Origin of the sequence: Leifsonia sp. Root227 (assembly GCF_001428745.1) — a bacterium.
Lineage (GTDB): Bacteria > Actinomycetota > Actinomycetes > Actinomycetales > Microbacteriaceae > Leifsonia.
Map to the genome: position 1 here is coordinate 423221 of NZ_LMIO01000004.1, position 16734 is coordinate 439954.

At 69.4% G+C, this 16734-nt stretch carries 15 protein-coding genes; 10 read left to right on the forward strand and 5 right to left on the reverse strand.

Annotated features, from left to right (window positions below; translation table 11 throughout):
- Nucleotide 1 precedes the first annotated feature (1 nt).
- The 5 genes from ASE16_RS16790 to ASE16_RS16810 form a co-directional block, all read right to left on the reverse strand.
- Nucleotides 2-946 (reverse strand): ABC transporter ATP-binding protein, encoded by a 945-nt coding sequence (locus ASE16_RS16790; protein WP_055897731.1) that lies wholly within the window; start codon nucleotides 944-946, stop codon nucleotides 2-4.
- A complete protein-coding gene (locus tag ASE16_RS16795; RefSeq protein WP_055897734.1) occupies nucleotides 943-1821 on the reverse strand; it encodes an ABC transporter ATP-binding protein in 879 nt (292 codons plus the stop codon). The genes ASE16_RS16790 and ASE16_RS16795 overlap by 4 nt, the downstream gene beginning before the upstream one ends.
- Nucleotides 1821-2801, reverse strand: a complete 981-nt coding sequence (locus ASE16_RS16800) for an ABC transporter permease (protein WP_055897738.1) — start codon at nucleotides 2799-2801, stop codon at nucleotides 1821-1823. The genes ASE16_RS16795 and ASE16_RS16800 overlap by 1 nt, the downstream gene beginning before the upstream one ends.
- A 24-nt stretch (nucleotides 2802-2825) precedes the next feature.
- The gene (locus ASE16_RS16805; protein ID WP_055897742.1) at nucleotides 2826-3809 is read right to left on the reverse strand and encodes an ABC transporter permease; all 984 of its coding nucleotides are present in this window, start codon (nucleotides 3807-3809) and stop codon (nucleotides 2826-2828) included.
- 65 nt (nucleotides 3810-3874) lie between these two features.
- Nucleotides 3875-5554 carry an ABC transporter substrate-binding protein gene (locus tag ASE16_RS16810; RefSeq protein ID WP_235500551.1) on the reverse strand — a complete coding sequence of 560 codons (1680 nt, stop codon included), beginning with the start codon at nucleotides 5552-5554 and terminating at the stop codon, nucleotides 3875-3877.
- Between the two features lie 218 nt (nucleotides 5555-5772).
- Here ASE16_RS16810 and ASE16_RS16815 point away from each other — a divergent pair, with 218 nt between their 5' ends.
- From ASE16_RS16815 to ASE16_RS16860, 10 genes are all read left to right on the forward strand, one after another.
- Complete coding sequence (locus ASE16_RS16815) at nucleotides 5773-6813, forward strand: Gfo/Idh/MocA family protein (protein ID WP_055897750.1); 1041 nt, start codon at nucleotides 5773-5775, stop codon at nucleotides 6811-6813.
- A complete protein-coding gene (locus ASE16_RS16820) occupies nucleotides 6810-7595 on the forward strand; it encodes a GntR family transcriptional regulator (protein WP_055897754.1) in 786 nt (261 codons plus the stop codon). Before ASE16_RS16815 ends, ASE16_RS16820 begins: the two co-directional genes overlap by 4 nt.
- A complete protein-coding gene (locus ASE16_RS16825) occupies nucleotides 7592-9670 on the forward strand; it encodes a primary-amine oxidase (RefSeq protein ID WP_082581537.1) in 2079 nt (692 codons plus the stop codon). Before ASE16_RS16820 ends, ASE16_RS16825 begins: the two co-directional genes overlap by 4 nt.
- On the forward strand, nucleotides 9670-10380 hold the full coding sequence (locus tag ASE16_RS16830) for a sugar phosphate isomerase/epimerase family protein (RefSeq protein ID WP_055897756.1): 711 nt from the start codon (nucleotides 9670-9672) through the stop codon (nucleotides 10378-10380). The genes ASE16_RS16825 and ASE16_RS16830 overlap by 1 nt, the downstream gene beginning before the upstream one ends.
- On the forward strand, nucleotides 10377-11603 hold the full coding sequence (locus tag ASE16_RS16835; RefSeq protein ID WP_082581538.1) for a Gfo/Idh/MocA family protein: 1227 nt from the start codon (nucleotides 10377-10379) through the stop codon (nucleotides 11601-11603). The genes ASE16_RS16830 and ASE16_RS16835 overlap by 4 nt, the downstream gene beginning before the upstream one ends.
- Nucleotides 11600-12619 carry an SIS domain-containing protein gene (locus ASE16_RS16840; RefSeq protein ID WP_055897758.1) on the forward strand — a complete coding sequence of 340 codons (1020 nt, stop codon included), beginning with the start codon at nucleotides 11600-11602 and terminating at the stop codon, nucleotides 12617-12619. Before ASE16_RS16835 ends, ASE16_RS16840 begins: the two co-directional genes overlap by 4 nt.
- The gene (locus ASE16_RS16845) at nucleotides 12616-13560 is read left to right on the forward strand and encodes a BadF/BadG/BcrA/BcrD ATPase family protein (protein ID WP_055897761.1); all 945 of its coding nucleotides are present in this window, start codon (nucleotides 12616-12618) and stop codon (nucleotides 13558-13560) included. Before ASE16_RS16840 ends, ASE16_RS16845 begins: the two co-directional genes overlap by 4 nt.
- Nucleotides 13561-13626: 66 nt before the next feature.
- Complete coding sequence (gene aldh / locus ASE16_RS16850; RefSeq protein ID WP_055897765.1) at nucleotides 13627-15003, forward strand: aldehyde dehydrogenase AldH; 1377 nt, start codon at nucleotides 13627-13629, stop codon at nucleotides 15001-15003.
- On the forward strand, nucleotides 15000-15605 hold the full coding sequence (locus ASE16_RS16855) for a hypothetical protein (RefSeq protein WP_055897768.1): 606 nt from the start codon (nucleotides 15000-15002) through the stop codon (nucleotides 15603-15605). The genes aldh and ASE16_RS16855 overlap by 4 nt, the downstream gene beginning before the upstream one ends.
- 60 nt (nucleotides 15606-15665) lie before the next feature.
- Nucleotides 15666-16718 carry a LacI family DNA-binding transcriptional regulator gene (locus ASE16_RS16860; protein ID WP_055897773.1) on the forward strand — a complete coding sequence of 351 codons (1053 nt, stop codon included), beginning with the start codon at nucleotides 15666-15668 and terminating at the stop codon, nucleotides 16716-16718.
- The last annotated feature ends 16 nt before the right edge of the window (nucleotides 16719-16734 follow it).

Here is a 16734-nt window from a genome sequence, read left to right on the forward strand (position 1 = left end):
GTCACGCCGGCGTCAGCGTCCCCAGCAGCGCCGTCACCGCGGCATCGCCCTCCCACGAGCGCGCCCAGTGCGCCCCGTCGGCGCTCGGCCCTGGGTCGCTCTCCGTCACGAGCACATGCGGCGCATCCAGGTAGCGCTCAGGGTCGACCACGAACGGCTCCGACTTCGGGTCGGGCGCGGCACGCACGAGCAGCTGGGTGTACGGATGCACCGGGTTCAGGATGACCTCGCTCGATCCGCCGCGCTCCACAACGCGGCCGTTGCGCATCACCACGATCTGCGACGAGAAGTGTCGCGCCGTCGCGAGGTCGTGCGTGATGTACAGCACGGCGAGGTTGCGCTCCTTCTTGAGGTCGTCGAGGAGCTGCAGGATCTCCAGGCGGATCGACACGTCCAGCATCGACACCGGCTCGTCGGCGATCAGCACCTCCGGCCGAGGGGCGAGCGCCCGCGCGATGGCGATGCGCTGCCGCTGGCCGCCGGAGAGTTCGTGCGGGTACTTGGCGAGCATCGCGTCGGCAGGGCCGAGGTTCACCGAGTCGAGCAGGCGCCGCAGCTCGCGCTCCTCCTCCGCCCGGTTCTTCACGATCCCGTGGATGCGCAGGGGCCTGGCGAGCTGGTGCCGGATCGGAAGCGACGGGTTCAGCGACGAGAACGGGTCCTGGAACACCATCTGCACGCGCGAGCGGTACTGCTTGGTCGCCCTGCGCCCCTTCCCGATGGCCTCGCCGTCGAGCGTGATGTCTCCTGCGGTCGGCTCCACGAGCCTGATCAGCATCTTCGCGATGGTGGACTTGCCGCTGCCGCTCTCGCCGACCAGCGCGACGGACTCGCCAGGCCGCACCACGATCGAGACGTCGTCGACCGCCTTGAGGACCTTGTTGCGCAGGCCGGTGCCGCGGATGTCGTAGTTCTTGCGCAGGTGCAGCGCTTCGAGGGTGGTCATGCTGTGACCTCTTCTTCCCTGTCGATGTAGCGGGTGCCGGTGAGCGGCACGTCGCCGCGGAGGCTGGGGAACGAGCGCAGCAGGTGCCTGGTGTACTCGTGCGACGGGTTCTCCAGCAGCACGTCAGGGGTGTCCTGCTCGACCAGGCGGCCGGAGAGCATCACCCCGACCCTGTCGCTGATCTCCAGCAGCAGGCCGAGGTCGTGGGTGATGAAGAGCACAGCGAAGCCGAACTCGTGGCGGAGGCGGTTGATCTCCTCGAGGATGTTGCGCTGCACCACCACGTCGAGGGCGGTGGTGGGCTCGTCCATGATGATCAGGCGGGGGCGGAGGGCGAGAGCCATCGCGATCATGACGCGCTGGCGCATCCCGCCGGAGAGCTCGTGCGGGTAGCTGCGCAGCCGGTCGGCAGGGATGCCGACGGTCTGCAGCAGCTCGGCCGCGCGTTCGCGGCGCTGCTTCTTGCTGAGGCCGCTCTTGTGGTCGATGAAGACGTCCTCGATCTGCGAGCCGATGCGGTGCACGGGGTTGAGGGCGTTCATCGCGCCCTGGAAGACCATCGAGATCTCCTGCCAGCGGAACGCGCGCAGCGCTGGACCGTCGAGCGTGAGGATGTCGGTGCTTCCTCCGTCTTCTCGCTGCCACTCGATGGAGCCGCCGGTGATCTCGGCCGGCGCCTGGAGCAGCCGGGTGATCGTGTACGCCAGCGTCGACTTGCCGCAGCCGGACTCACCGGCCAGTCCGACGATCTCGCCGGGGTGGATGTCCAGGGACACCGCGTTCACGGCCCGGACGGGGGATGCGGTCTGGTAGTCGACCGTGAGGTCGCGGATGCTCAGCAGCGGGCTCGCTGACGATGCTGCGGTGTCGGTCATCAGTTGGCGCCTTTCGCCTTGCGTGCGTGCTTGACGATGGCGGCCGTGCGCAGGCGCGGGTTGATCCGCTCGTCGATGCTGAAGTTGATGAGGCCGAGCGCCGCACCCAGGATCGCGATGCAGAGGCCGGGCGGAACGAACCACCACCAGGCGCCGAGCGTGATCGCCTGAGCGTTCTGCGCGAAGAACAGGATGCTTCCCCACGACTTGCCGCCTGGCGCTCCGAGTCCGAGGAACGACAGTCCCGCCTCGGCCAGGATCGCGCCGAGGGCGCCGAACACGAACTGCGCCGCGATGATCGGCATGAGGTTCGGCAGGATCTCGCGCAGCATGATGCGCCAGTTCGACTCGCTGGCGACGCGGGCAGCGTCCACGTAGTCGCGCGAGCGCACGGAGAGCGTCTGCGCCCGGAGGACGCGCGCCGCTCCCGCCCAGGAGACGAGGGCGATGACGACCGAGATCACGATGATGTCGCGCGACTCGACGTAGTCCGTGACGATGATCAGCAGCGGAAGGCCGGGGATCACCAGGAAGACGTTGCTGACGAGTGAGGACGCGTTGTCCCAGAACCCGCCGAGGAATGCGCCGCCGACGCCGAAGATCATCGAGAGGACGACCGTGATCGCCCCGGCCACGACGCCGATGACCACCGAGCCGGTGGTGCCGGCGATCACCTGGCCGAGCACATCCTGGCCGATGTTGGTGGTGCCGAACAGGTGGTCGAGCGATGGCGGCTGCAGGCCGACGGGGCTCGACTGGTTCGGGTTGGGCACGAGGAACGGGGCGACGATCGCGAGCAGCGCGAAGAACGCGCAGACGCTGATGCCCACCCAGAACTTCCAGCCACGGGATGTGCGGCTCCTGCCCGTGCTGCGGCCGGCGGCGCGGAAGAAGCCGGTGCGGGGCGCTCCGTCGTCGGCGAGGTCCGGCTCCGAGCCGGACAGCTCGGGGTCGGCGAGTTCTTGTTGCGTGAAGCTCATGGTGCTCTCCTAGTCCGTCGCTCGTCAGTTGGCCAGCCGCGTGCGCGGGTCGATGAAGCCGTAGACCAGGTCCACGACGAGGTTCGCCCCGAGGACGGCGAGGGTGATGACGAGGAACAGGGCCTGCATCAGGGGGTAGTCGTTGTTCTGGACGGCAGTCAGCAGGGTGAAGCCGACGCCGGGGTAGCCGAAGACGCTCTCCGTGACGACGGAGCCGTTGACGATGAAGCCGAGTGACATCGCGAACCCGGCGACAGACGGCAGCAGGGCGTTGCGCATCGCGTACGAGCCGAACACCCGGCGCGGGCGGAGACCCTTGGCGCGTGCGGTGACCACGTAGTCCTCCGCCATCGTCGACACCATCATGTTGCGGGTGCCGAGAAGCTGTCCGGAGACCGAGGCGAGCACGATCGTGATGGCGGGGAGCATCCCGTAGAGGAGCACGGAGCCGATGAACTCGGGCGTGAAGCCGGGGGTGATGGTGAAGTCGTACCCTCCGCTCACCGGGAACCAGTGCAGGATTGAGCCGAACACGTAGACGAGCACGAGCGCGAGCCAGAAGTACGGGATGGCGGAGAAGAAGGTCGAAGCGGGGAGGATCGCGTCCGTCCAGGTGCCGCGGCGCCAGCCGAGCCAGGAGCCGAAGACGATGCCGATCAGGTAGCTGATCACGGTGGCGAGTCCGACCAGGCCGACGGTCCAGGGCAGCGCCTGCATCACGACGTCGATCGCGGGGGTCGGGTAGTAGCTGACGGAGAGGCCGAAGTTGCCGGTGAAGAGGTTGCCGAGGTAGTGCACGTACTGCACGATCAGCGGGTCGTGCGTGACGCCGAACTGCAGTTCGAGCGCGTGCCGCGCCTCTGGCGGCATGGGGGCGACGCCCTGCGTCTTGGCGAGGATCACGTCGACAGGGCTGCCTTTGACGAGTCGCGGCAGCAGGAAGTTGAGCGTGATCGCGATCCAGGCCGCGATCAGATAGAAGCCGAGCTTGTTGAGGTAATAGCGCATGGGGGTGCTTTCCGCCGGTGTCCGGGGCGGGAGGCGACCTGGACCGGCCGCCTCCCGCACGCGAGTTACTTGACTGGTTTCAGCTTCTTGGCGATGAAGCCGATGTTTCCGGACAGCCAGTTGGAGGGCGTCGCCCACAGGTTGTCGGTGGTGGGCATCCCGGTGAAGTACTGGTCGCGGTAGGTGGTGACCGCGCCGTTCTGGCTCAGGATGATGTACGGCTGGTTCTCGGCGAAGTATGTGCCGAGGGCCTGGTACGCCGCGGTGAGCTTGGCCGGGTCGTTGGTGCTTCCCGCCTCGGCGATCAGCTTGTCGACGTCCGGGTTGTCGAAGCGGACGAAGTTCGCGTTCGCCGCCTGGCCGACCGGAGCGGACTTGGCGGAGTCCAGGCTGTCGCTGAACTGCTGGAACGGGTTGGGCCCGGTCGGGATGCGGTCGTCGAGCAGGTCGAACGTCCCGTTCTGGCGAGCGGTCGAGTACGCGCCGAGCGACAGCTCCTCCGGCGTCGCCGTGACACCGATCTTGGCGAAGTCCTGCACCAGGAGCTGGTTGGCGGTGATCGTGTCCGTGTACCCGGTCACGGTCGTGATCTTGAACGCCACCGGCTTGCCGTCCTTGCCGATGAGCTTGTCACCGGAGTACGTGTATCCGGCGCCGGTCAGGATCTTCTTCGCCTGGTCGATGTTCTGGTCCAGGGTCTTGCCCTTGTACGCATCCGGGATGTACGCCTCGTCTCGCGGCTGCAGCAGGCTGGTCGGGTTGCCGGGGGTGTCGGTGCCGCCGAAGGCCTGCTTGATGATCGAGTCGCGGTCGATCGAGAGGCTGAGCGCCTGACGGAAGGCCACGTCGTTGAACGGCGCCTTGGTCAGGTTGGGCATCAGCGCCTTGATGTCGGCGGGGATGGACGTGTACTTGTTGTGCTTCGGGTCCTTGTCGACGAACGACTTCTGCACATCCTGCAGGGCGATGCCCGCCCAGTCGATCTGACCGGCGTTGAGGGAGTTGAGCGCCGCCGCGTTTCCGGTGGAGGTGACGAGACGGATGCCGGGGATGGCCGGCTCGCCCTTCTCGTAGTAGTCCTTGTTGGCGACGAGCGTGACCGACTGCGGCGTGAACGCGCCGAACGAGAACGCTCCGGTGCCGATCGGCTTGGTGTTGGTGGTCTTCTCCGGGTCGGCGATCGACTTCCAGATGTGCTCGGGCACGATGAAGGTCAGGCCGAGCAGGCGGTACTCGTTGGGGTAGTCGGCCTGGGTGAGGGTGATGGTGGCGTGCGTGTCGTCGACGGCCTTCGCATCCGCGATCTTGAGACCGTAGAGGTTGAGCGACGGCTTCGACTTCAGCAGGTTGTACGTGTATGCGACATCGGCGGCGGTGAACGGCTTGCCGTCCTGCCACTTCACGCCGCTCTTGAGCGTGATCGAGTACGTGAGGCCGTCCGGGCTGACCGAGTATTCGGAGCCGAGCCAGGGCTGCGGCTTCTCGTTCTTGGCCGAGTTGAAGTAGAACAGCGGCTCGTAGACCGCGCCGAGGACCGCACCGTTCGCCCCGTAAGCCACGTCGCTCACGAAGGGGTTGAAGTTGTCGGTGAGGTTGCCGGGGCTTCCGGAATAGACGTTGATGTACCGCGAGCTCGACGAGCCGCTGGCGCCGGAGCCGGAACAGCCCGTGATGATGAGCGTGGCGGCGGCCACGGTCGCGATCGCCGCTGCGACGCGCATCCGTAACGGTTTGCGTGGTTGCACTTCACTTCTCCTCTGAATTGCCCGATGGGTGTGCTGTGGGTGGTTCATGTGGCCGGCAGTGACGAATGCCCCGATGCAGACCGTGTGTTGACGAGAGAGTACATTGCTAGACCAAGAGGTAGCAAGAGGTATTTGTTTCTGGAAGATTAACTCTGAATATGTAGACCAATCGCGTACCACCTGGTTACTATGTGGAACACGCTTCTGAAGGAGGAAATGTGATTCGTGTCGGTCTGCTCGGTTCCGGGTTCATCAGTGACACCTATGCCGACGCGCTACAGGACGTGCGCAACGCGGAGATCGTCGCCAACTATTCGCGCGACCTCTCCCGCGCCGTGGCGTTCGCGGAGAAGTGGGGTCCCATCCCGGACCAGTACGACTCGATCGAGGCGCTCTGCGCCAACCAGGACGTCGACCTCGTGGTGATCGCCCTCCCCAACGAGGTGCACGTCGAGGCGGTGCGGATCGCAGCCGCGGCGGGCAAGGGCATCGTCTGCACCAAGCCGCTCGCCCGCACCGGCGCCGAGGCGGCCGAGATCCTGCGGATCGTCACGGAGGCGGGGGTCTGGCACGGCTACGCGGAGAGCTCGGTGTTCTCGCCGAACATCGCCAAGGCGCACCAGATGGTGGCCGCAGGAGCGATCGGCGACGTGCTCACGATGCGCGCCCGCGAAGCGCACTCCGGCCCGCACGCCCCGCACTTCTGGGACGCGGAGACCGCAGGAGGCGGCGCACTCCTCGACATGGGCTGCCACACCGTCGAATCCGCCCGTCACTTCTTCGGCAAGGACAATCCCGTCACCGAGGTGTTCGCGTGGGGTGCCACCATGGCCCACGCCGACAAGACCACCGGCGAGGACACCGCCATCGCCCTGCTCAAGTTCGCGGGAGGCCAGCTCGCCCAGATCGAGTCCTCCTGGATCGAGAAGGGCGGGATGCAGCTCCGCCACGAACTCGTCGGTAGCGCAGGCCGCATCGTCACCGACACCTCGCAGACTCCAGTCTGGGGCTTCATCGAGAACCCGGCAGGCTACCTCGTCGAGAAGGCGGATGCGGAGACCGGCTGGGTGTACCCGGTGCCCGAGGAGGCGCGCGCGTACGGCTTCAGCCAGGAGATGCGCCACTTCGTCGACCGCTTCGCCGCCGGTGAGGTGCCGATCGAGACGTTCGGCGACGGCTTCATCGTCAACTGCATCCTCGACGCCTGCTACGCGTCGATGGCCTCCGGGGTGTGGGAGAAGGTGAGCTTCGAACGATGACCGCCAACCAGCAGTTGAGCCTCGGGGATGCGGGCATCCGCGTCGACTACCCGGAGCCGCTCTGGGTGCAGGCCACGGACGCGCTGCGCGAGCAGCTCGCCTCGGAGGGGCTGCGCCCCGGATCGCGGCTCCCACCGGAGCGCGAACTCTGCCAGAACCTCGGCATCAGCAGGGTCACCCTGCGCAAGGCGCTGCAGGCCCTGGTGGAGGACGGCGTTCTCACGCCGTCGCACGGTCGCGGCTGGTACGTGGCAGGGGCGGCGGAGGACCGCAACGAGTGGCCGAACAGCCTGGAGTCGTTCAGCGAGACGGCGGACAGGATGGGGCTCGTCGCCTCCAGCCGCGTGCTGCGCTCCGAGGTCACCGCCGCGACCATCGACGAAGCGGAGCAGCTGGCCATCGCTCCCGGCACACCGCTGTTCCGGCTCGGCAGGGTCCGGATGCTCAACGAGGTGGCGATCGCGGTCGACCTGTCGCTCGTGCCCGCTTCGCTGCTGCCCGATCCCGCGCGCCACGACTTCCGCATCCACTCGCTGTACCAGGCGCTCGCGGAGGCCGGCCATCAGCTCGCGAACGCGGAGACCACGATCGAGGCCCGCGAGGCGTCCGCCGAGATCGCCGAGCAGCTGGATGTCGCGCCTGGCTCGCCGACGCTCGTCATGCACCAGCTTGTGAGCGGCCGCACCGAGCGACCGGTCCTCGCCTCCACCATCCAGTACGCGGGCGACCGCTACCGCCTGCGGACGTACTTCGCCCGCCACAACCGAACGGAGCTCCTGTGACCGACACCGCCGTCCCCCGTACCGTGCCGGCATCCGCCGGCGCCGCATCCCCCGTGGCCGCCGCCCTCGGCTCGCTGCGCGCAGAGGAGATCGAGGCGTCCCGCGCCATCCTGGTGCGCGAACGCCTGCTCGGCGAGAACACGCACGTCTCGTACTTCGGGCTGCTCGAACAGGACAAGCGCTCCCTGCTCGCCCCCGGCGCCGTGCCGGAGGCGCGTCGTTTCCGCGCGATGCTCGTCGACCTCTCCTCCGGCGCGTCGCACGACGTGGTCGTCTGCCCGGCAGAGGACCGCATCGTCTCCGCCGTCGAGCTCGACCTCGCAGACGGGCAGGTGCCGGTCGTGCTCGCCGAGTTCGGCCTGGTCGAGGAGATCGTGCACCAGGACGAGCGCTGGCTCGCCGCGATGGCCAAGCGCGGCCTCACCGACCTCAGCACGCTGCGGGTCAACCCGCTCTCCGCCGGGGCGCTCGCGCCGGACGAACAGGGCCGCCGCATCCAGCGCTGCTTCACCTTCGTGCAGAAGACGCCGGACGATCTCGGCTGGGCGCACCCGGTGGACGGCGTGACCGTGATGGTCGACGTCGTCACCCGCGAGGTGCTCGACGTGATCGACTACGTCGAGCTGCCCGTCCCGCAGGAGGACGGCAACTTCCACCTCCCCGAGTGGGTCGGGCGGCCCGACCGGCAGGGCCTCAAGCCGATCGAGATCACTCAGCCGGAAGGCCCGAGCTTCACGATCGACGACGACGGCGTGCTCTCCTGGGCGGGCTGGAACCTGCAGGTGTCGTTCGATCAGCGCGAGGGCCTGGTCTTCCACAACATCTCGATCGACGACGCAGGGGTGCAGCGGCCGGTCGTGTACCGCGCATCCATCGCCGAGATGATGGTGCCGTACGGCGACCCGAGCCCGCAGCGCTGGTTCCAGAACTTCTTCGACTGCGGAGAGTATCTGCTCGGCGGTTTCGCCAATTCGCTCGAGCTGGGCTGCGACTGCGTCGGCGACATCACCTACCTGGATGCGACGCTCGCCGACAACGCGGGGAACGTCCGCGTCATCCCGCAGGCCATCTGCATCCACGAGGAGGACACCGGGATCCTCTGGAAGCACTTCGACAACTGGAACGGGTCGAGCGACTCCCGCCGCAACCGCCGACTGGTGGTCTCCTTCTTCGTCACGGTCGGCAACTACGACTACGGCTTCTACTGGTACTTCTCGCTCGACGGCAGCATCGAGCTGGAGGTAAAGGCGACCGGGGTCGTGTTCACCTCCGCATACCCGGGCGATGGCTACCTCTACGCCTCGGAGCTCGCGCCCGGCCTCGGCGCCCCGTACCACCAGCACCTGTTCAGCGCACGCCTCGACATGATGGTGGACGGCCAGGACAACGCGGTGGACGAGCTGGAGGCGGTGCTCGTGCCGCGCGGGGAGAGCAACCCGACAGGCACGGGCATCACGCAGACGGTCACCCGCCTGCACACGGAGTCGGAGGCGCAGCGGCTCGCCGACAACGCCAAGAACCGGGTCTGGCTGGTGTCGAACCCCGGCGTGAAGAACCGGCTCGGCGGAAGCGTCGGCTACGTGCTCTTCCCGGAAGGCAAGCCGGTGCTGCTCGCGGACGAGCAATCGGACATCTACGCCCGCGCGACGTACGCGGCCAAGCACCTCTGGGTCACGCCGTACGAGCCGAACGAGCTGTACCCGGCGGGCGACTTCGTGAACATGCACCCCGGCTGGGCAGGTCTTCCGGCCTGGACGGCCGCCGACCGGAGCGTGGGCGACACCGACATCGTGCTCTGGCACACCTTCGGCCTCACCCATTTCCCTCGCATCGAGGACTGGCCGATCATGCCGGTCGACTCCGCGGGCTTCGTGCTGAAGCCGCACGGCTTCTTCGGCAGGAATCCAACGCTCGACATCCCGGCCACGGTGAGCGATCACTGCACCCCCGGCGCAGGGCACGCCCACCACGAGCAGCACGAGCCGGAGCACGCGGCGGCAGGGCACGAGGGCACGCACGAGCAGCACGAGCACCACGAGCACCACGACAACAGCGATCACGAAGGACAGCACTGATGACCACCCCGCTCGGCGTCCAGCTCTACAGCGTCCGCGACGACATCGGCCAGGATGCGCTCCCCGCCACGCTCGCGCGCCTCGCCGCCCTCGGCTTCACGCATGCCGAACCGTTCGACATCCTGAGCGACACGGAGGGGCTCGCCGCCGCGCTCGACGCCTCCGGGCTGCGTGCCACCACCGCGCACGCCAAGATCACCGAGCTGGACAGGGACGCGGTACTCGCCGCCGCCGTGCGCCTGGGCGTTGAGACGGTCATCGTGCCGTGGGTGCGCCCGGAGTCCATCGCCACGCGCGATGGCGTCGAAGCGCTCGCCGCGGCGATCAACGAGGCGTCGGCCGCAGCGGCAGCGCACGGTATCCGGGTCGGCTACCACAACCATGATTTCGAGTTCGCGCAGCACATCGACGGCGTTCCCGCCTACGAGCTGCTGGTCGGCCTGCTCGACCCGGCCGTCGTGCTGGAGCTCGACACGTACTGGGCCGCGGTCGGAGGCGCGGATGTGACAGAGCTCCTCCCGCGCCTCGGCGACCGCGTGCGCTTCCTGCACGTGAAGCACGACGACGCCAACCCGTTCGACATCGCCGACGTGATCCCCCGTGCGAGCAGCCTCGAGCTGCCGGTGGTCGAGGTCGTCGTGCACGAAGGCGACGTCTTCCCGCTGATCGAGGAGAACGCGCGCTACTTCCTCGGGCTGGTGAACGCGTGACCGGCCGGCCCACCGGCGTCGGAATCATCGGCGCCGGCAATATCTCCGACGAGTACCTGCGCTCGCTCACCACATACCCGGATGTGCTGGTCGTCGGCATCGCCGACCTCGACGTTCCCCGGGCGGAGGCGCAGGCCGCGACGTACGGCATCCCGTTCGCCGGGACAGTGGATGCGCTGCTCGCGCTCCCCGAGGTCGAGATCGTCGTCAACCTGACCATCCCCGCTGCGCACGCCGAGGTCGGCCTGAAGGCCGTCGCGGCAGGCAAGCACGTCTGGGGCGAGAAGCCGCTTACGCTCGACCTCGCAAGCGCCCGCGCGCTGCTGGATGCGGCGGAGGCCGCCGGTGTCGTGGTCGCGAACGCGCCGGACACCATCCTGGGCGAGGGCATCCAGAACGCCCACCGCCTGCTCGCGGACGGCGCCATCGGCACCCCGCAGACGCTGCTCACTCTGATGCAGGGCCCTGGCCCGGACTCCTGGCACCCTCGGCCGCAATTCCTCTTCGCGCGCGGCGCGGGCCCGCTGTTCGACATCGGTCCGTACTACGTGAGCACGATGGTCCAGCTCCTCGGGCCGGTCGAGTCGGTCGAGGCGATCGGCCAGCGTCCGCGCGCCGAGCGCGTGATCGGCTCCGGCCCGGACGCAGGTCAGTCGTTCCCGGTGGAGGTCAGCACGCACGTGAGCGTGCTCACCCGGTTCCGTTCCGGCGCCGTCGGCACGTCCATTTACAGTTTCGACTCCGCACTTCGGCGGCAGACCTTCGAGATCACGGGCTCCGGCGGTGTGCTCGAGGTTCCGGTCAGCGGCTTCGACGGCCCGACCAGGCTGCTCGCCGGCGACGACCGAGAGACCGACTGGGTGGAGCTGCCTCCGCCGGGCGCGCACCGCGAACGCGGCGTCGGCGTGCTGGAGATGGCACGCGCCATCCGGGACGGCCGCACGCCGCGGGCGAGCGGAGAGCTCGCGTACCACGCGCTCGACGTGATGCTCGCGATCGAGGAGTCCATCGAGATGGGAGGGCCGGTGCGCATCGCCAGCACGGCCGCCGCCGTCGAACCGCTCCCGGTCGACTGGGACCCTGCGGCGCGCACCGCCTCCGGGGAGCCGACAGCGGAGACGACAACAGCGGAGACGACAACAGCGGAGACGACAACAGCGGAGACGACAACAGCGGAGACGACAACAGCGGAGACGACAACAGCACTGAGGGGACCAGCATGAACGGCTACATCACTTTCGCGGAGGCGCGCGCGACCCAGGCGGAGGAGCTCGGCAGGGCGATCCCGCTGATCGCGGCGCAGCTCACCGAGCGCCAGGCGGCGGGAGAGCTGGAGGGTCCCGGGCCGGTGTTCGTCGGCATCGGCGCAAGTCTCGCCGCTGCGTGCGCTCCCGTCTGGGAGCTGCGCTCGCGCGGCATCCACTCGTGGCGGCTCGGCGCCGGCGACTTACCGATCCCGTTCCCGGAGAGCGCGCATCCCATCGTCGGCATCTCGCAGAGCGGCCGCAGCGCAGAGACGCTCGCCGTGCTCGAGTCGACGCCGCCGCAGCTCCGCCTCGCCGTCGTCAACACCGAGCCGTCGCCGATCGCCCAGCTCGCATCCACCATCTCGCTCGGCAGCCTCGCCGACAGCTACGCGTCCACGCTCGGATACACGGCCACCGTCGCCGCCCTCGGGATGCTCGCCGATGCCTGGGACGGCGGCCGCATCGACCAGGGCTGGTTCACGCTGCACGAGACGTTCGCCGCGGTGGAGGCCGACCTCACCGGGCGCGTGAGCGCCCTGGCCGAGCTGTTCCGCACGGTCCGGTCGAGCGACTTCGTCGGCGCAGGACCGGCGGTCGGCTCCGCGGAGGCCGGGGCGCTGCTGTTCCGCGAGGTCGCGCGCATCCCCGCGACCGGCATGAGCACGCGGCAGTACCTGCACGGCTCGATGGAGTCTGCGGGCGACGGCGTTCATGTCATTTTCGGCGACAGCCGCGAGCTGGACCTGGCCACGACCCTCTCCGAGGCCGGGCACCACGTCATCCTGATCTCGGGTGAGCCTGTCGCATCCACGGAGACGCTGCACGTGGTGCAGCTGCCGAAGCTGCGTGCGTCGCAGCGGGCGGTGCTCGAAGCGCTGGTGATGCAGATCCTGGTCGGGGCCGTGGCTGCCGTGCGCGGTGTCGAGATCGAGGAGTTCGTCTTCCACAACGCCGACACCAAGGTGCCGGTGGACGCCGGCGGTGCCGCATGACGGACGTCGTCGTCGGACTGGATGCGGGCGGCACCAAGCTCGGGGTGCGCGTCGAGACGCTGGATGGCACGCGCATCGCCGACGTGTCCCTGCCGGCGGAGGACTGGAGTGCGACGCCCGCGGAGAGCGCAGCCCGGTGGCTCGTCGACCGGATGGAACGCGTGCTGGGAGGCGCCGCCGACCATCGGGTGGTCGCCGTCGGCGTCGGCGCGCAGGGCTGCGACACCGCAGAGCACTGCCGCGAGCTGGAAGAAGCGCTCGCCGCGCTCGGCTACCCGGCGCTGGTCGTGAACGACGCCGCGCTCCTCGTGCCTGCCGCCGGCCTGGATGCGGGGATCGGCGTGATCGCGGGGACGGGGTCGATCGCTGTCGGCCAGGACGCCGACAGGAATCCGCTGTTCGCCGGGGGCTGGGGCTGGGTGCTCGGCGACGACGGAGGGGCGCCCGCGATCGTGCGCGAGGCCACCATCGCAGCCCTCGCGGCGCACGACGACGGCGCACAGGACGACGGCCTGCTGGCCGCGCTGCTGCGTGCGTTCGGCGTCGCCTCCGCGCCGGCGCTGGCCAGGGCGGTCAACGACACCCCGACCCCGGAGAACTGGGGGCCGAGGGCCGTGGCCGTGTTCGCCGCCGCCGACGCGGGGTCCGCGCTCGCTGTCGACGTGATCGGCGCGGCGGCCGACCATCTCGCCAGGCTCGTCGGGCAGCTCGTCCGCCGCGGAGCGGTCGGCGGCGCCGTCGTCACGAGCGGCAGCGTGATCGTGCACCAGCCCCGGCTGTTCGCCGCGCTGTCCGCGCGGGTCGCGGCCGCGCATCCACAGCTCACCGTCGTGCTCCTCGGCGACGCGCCCGTCGCGGGAGGCGTCGCCATCGCCCGCCACGTCCACCAGCGATCGAGCCCGGAGTCGTTCATGCGACACGCCGGGGTCACCGGGGTATGACTCCGGACTCGATTCCACGAGCCACAGCCAGAGCAAGAGCCACAGCCACAGAACAAAGGAGTCAGCATGGCCATCGCCACCATCAACCCGTCCACGGGTGAGACGCTCAAGACCTTCGAGCCGCATACGGCCGCCGAGATCGAGCGCATCGTCGCCTCCGCCCACGACACATACCGCGAGCTCGCAGCCACCACGTTCGCCCAGCGCGCCACGTGGATGCGCGCGGCCGCCGACATCCTCGACGCCGAACTCGACGAGGTAGCCTCCCTGGTCTCCACCGAGATGGGCAAGACCATCGGCACGGCGAAGTACGAGGTGTCGAAGTCCGCCCGAGGGATGCGCTGGTACGCCGACCACGCCGAGGAGTACCTGGCGGACGAGCACCCCGTTCAGCCGGGCGACGTCGGCGCATCGGCGGTGAGCGTGCGCTACCAGCCGATCGGCGCGGTGCTCGCCGTGATGCCGTGGAACTACCCGTTCTGGCAGGTCATCCGCTTCGCGGCCCCCGCGCTGATGGCGGGGAACACCGGCATCCTGAAGCACGCGTCGAGCGTGCCGCAGAGCGCGCTGTACCTCGGCACGCTGTTCGCACGCGGCGGCTTCCCTGACGGCGCGTTCCAGACGCTGCTCGTCGAGGGCGGCGCCGTGGCTCCGCTGCTGGACGACCCGCGCATCCGGGCGGTCACTCTCACCGGATCGGTCGGCGCCGGTTCCGCGGTGGCGGAGGCTGCTGGACGCAACATCAAGAAGTCGGTGCTCGAGCTGGGTGGGACGGACGTGTTCGTGGTCATGCCGTCCGCGGACGTGGCGGCCGCAGCGACGGCGGGCGTGAACGCGCGCGTGCAGAACTCCGGTCAGAGCTGCATCGCCGCCAAGCGCTACTACGTGCACGAGGACGTCTTCGACGCCTTCGAGGACGCCTTCGTGGCCGGGATGCGCGCCCAGGTCGCAGGCGACCCGTTCGACCCTGCGACGTCGTTCGGCCCGCTCGCCACGGAGCAGGGCCGCCGCGACGCGCACGCGCTGGTCGAGGACGCACGTGCGAAGGGCGCGAACGTGCTCGCGGGCGGCGAGGTGCCTGACGGCCCTGGCTGGTTCTACCCCGCAACGGTGCTGACCGGCGTGACGCCGGAGATGCGGATCTACCGCGAAGAGTGCTTCGGTCCTGTCGCCTGCCTCTACAAGGTGTCCAGCGCCGAGGAGGCGATCGAGCGCTCCAACGACAGCGAGTTCGGCCTGAGCTCCAGCGTGTGGACGAACGACGACGCGGAAGCGGACCTGTTCCAGAACGGCATCGAGGCGGGCGGCGTTTTCGTCAACGGCCTCACGGCGTCGTTCCCGCAGCTCCCCTTCGGGGGCGTGAAGGACTCCGGATACGGTCGCGAACTCTCGGCGCTCGGCATCCGCGAGTTCACGAACGTGAAGACCGTCTGGCGCGCGTGACGGTGCCCGCGACCGCACGACTCGTGCGAACCGTGCGGTCGCGCGATGGGGCACCGCAGGTTTCGCACGAGGCGTCGGCGTCGGCGTCGGCGTGGGCGTTCGTGCGCGAAGGGGCGATGCTCGCCGTGATGGTGGCGGTGATGGGTGCCGCGGCGCTTGCGGGGCACGGAACGGCGCCGATGCTGGGGGCGGCGCTCGTGTTCGCGGCGCTGTCGTTCGGGTATGCGCCACTGGCGCGCACGCGGGCGTGGGCGCGCGAGCACGTCGTCGATCTGTGGGCGATGGTGCTGGTGATGATCGCGCAGGCGGTGGGGGCTGGGGCGTCCGGCGCGGCAGGAGCGGGCGGGATGGCCGGGATGGCGGGGACAACCGGGATGGCCGGACACGGACTGGGCGCCACCGCCGTCGCCACCGCGGCGGCGTCGACCGTCACCGCGTCGACCACCGCTACCACCGCGGCCTCCCTCACCATCACCACCACCGCCATCCTGCTCGCGTGGCTCATCGCCCGCGCCGTCCTCGCCAGGCGGGGCTGGCGCATCCACTCGCTCGTGTCGCTCGTCGGCTGCGGAGCGTGCCTCGCCTGGATGCTCGTCGCCTAGCGGCGAACACGGCTCGGGATGCGCATTCCCGCGAGCCGGGAGTCCCGGTAGGCTGGGGCGGTGAGCGAGACGCAGAGCGACGCAGGGCCGCGCAGGCCGGCCACCCTCGACGACGTCGCGCGGCACGCGGGGGTGTCGCAGCCCACCGCATCCCGGGTGCTCAACGGCAGTGACCGCAAGGTCGCGGAGAGCTACCGCAAGCGGGTGCTGGATGCGGCGCGCGAGCTCGGATACGCCCCCAACCTGGCCGCACAGAACATGGCGCGCGGCACGTCCCGCACGGTCGCTCTCGTGATCAGCGGGATCTCCGACCCGTACTTCTCCGCGATGGCCGCCGCCATCATGCGGCAGGCGGAGGCCGCCGGTCTGCGGGTGTCGATCGCGGTCACCGAGCGCAAGGTGGACCGTGAGCTCGACCTGGTGCGCGAGCTGCGAGGGCAGCAGCCGAGGGCGATCATCCTCGCCGGCACAGGGTACGTCGATCCGCCGTCTGTCGATCAGCTCGTCGCCGAGCTGCAGCGCTACGAGGAGACAGGAGGCCGGGTGGTGCTCATCAGCCGCACCGACCTGCCGTTCGAGACGGTCACCTTCGACAACCACGATGGCGCCCGCCAGCTCGCGGTCCAGCTCTCCGGCCTGGGCTACCGGCGTGCGCTGGTGCTCGGCAGCGGCACGCCGCTGCTCTCGATGCGGCAGCGCGTCGACGGGTTCGTGGCGGGTTTCACAGAGTCGGCGGACGGCGCGGAGACGACGGTCCACCTTCCGGAGTTCAGCTGGGAGGGCGCGCGCGACCTCGTCCTCGGCCTCGACGACGCGGAGCTGCGCCGGTTGCAGCTGGTCTTCGCGATCACCGACGACATGGCGCTCGGTGCGATCGCCGGCCTCCGGGCGCGCGGGCTGCGCATCCCGGACGACATCGCGGTCGCCGGTTTCGACGACATCACCACGCTGCGGGATGTGGTCCCTCCGCTGACCACGGTGCACGTCGCCCTCGACACGGTCGCGTCCGAGGCCATCGCCCGCGCCATCGAGACGGACGGGCCGACCCGCACGGTGCCCGCGTATCCGGTGATCCGCGCGAGCACCCCACCGCTCCCCGCACCCGCCGGATAGTGCCGGCACCGCACGG

What these genes read in the sequence shown, in the direction of transcription:
- ASE16_RS16830 (WP_055897756.1), top strand. Translation starts at nt 9,670, where the DNA reads ATGACCACCCCGCTCGGCGTCCAGCTCTACAGCGTCCGCGACGACATC.
- ASE16_RS16845 (WP_055897761.1), top strand. Translation starts at nt 12,616, where the DNA reads ATGACGGACGTCGTCGTCGGACTGGATGCGGGCGGCACCAAGCTCGGG.
- ASE16_RS16820 (WP_055897754.1), top strand. Translation starts at nt 6,810, where the DNA reads ATGACCGCCAACCAGCAGTTGAGCCTCGGGGATGCGGGCATCCGCGTC.
- ASE16_RS16790 (WP_055897731.1), bottom strand. Translation starts at nt 946, where the DNA reads ATGACCACCCTCGAAGCGCTGCACCTGCGCAAGAACTACGACATCCGC.
- aldh (WP_055897765.1), top strand. Translation starts at nt 13,627, where the DNA reads ATGGCCATCGCCACCATCAACCCGTCCACGGGTGAGACGCTCAAGACC.
- ASE16_RS16805 (WP_055897742.1), bottom strand. Translation starts at nt 3,809, where the DNA reads ATGCGCTATTACCTCAACAAGCTCGGCTTCTATCTGATCGCGGCCTGG.
- ASE16_RS16800 (WP_055897738.1), bottom strand. Translation starts at nt 2,801, where the DNA reads ATGAGCTTCACGCAACAAGAACTCGCCGACCCCGAGCTGTCCGGCTCG.
- ASE16_RS16840 (WP_055897758.1), top strand. Translation starts at nt 11,600, where the DNA reads ATGAACGGCTACATCACTTTCGCGGAGGCGCGCGCGACCCAGGCGGAG.
- ASE16_RS16795 (WP_055897734.1), bottom strand. Translation starts at nt 1,821, where the DNA reads ATGACCGACACCGCAGCATCGTCAGCGAGCCCGCTGCTGAGCATCCGC.